This is a genomic window from Shigella sp. FC1967 (assembly GCF_001743005.1).
Lineage (GTDB): Bacteria > Pseudomonadota > Gammaproteobacteria > Enterobacterales > Enterobacteriaceae > Proteus.
This window is the reverse complement of the sequence record NZ_MIIZ01000131.1, coordinates 1-286: the sequence shown is the minus strand read 5'-3', so window position 1 is coordinate 286 and position 286 is coordinate 1. Positions and strand designations below refer to the sequence as shown.

At 51.4% G+C, this 286-nt stretch carries 1 pseudogene; it reads right to left on the bottom strand.

Going from position 1 to position 286, the window contains the following annotated elements:
* Positions 1-235 (bottom strand): annotated as a pseudogene (locus tag BHE89_RS01190) (site-specific DNA-methyltransferase); the annotation flags it as partial.
* Positions 236-286 lie beyond the last annotated feature (51 nt).

The window sequence follows — 286 nt, the reverse complement described above, 5'->3', positions numbered from 1 at the left end:
CGTCCACCTTCTGGAGAAGGTTCATCGACTTAAGGGTTTGCTGATACCAGCGTATCTGTCTTTTCAGCTTGCTCCGCTTGACCTTTGCCTTGCCAATTTCACTTTGTTCATTCAGAGCGCTTTTCGGGATTCCAGCGAGCTCTGCCACTGAATCGTAGAGCTCCTCATTCGATAGCGGCTTATCGGCCTTGGCATACGCCTCTTGGACATGAAAAAGTTCTAGCTGGCTACTCATCATGCCCCTCCGTACCCTGGAAGATGTCATTGAGCACAGAGGTCGCCTCGG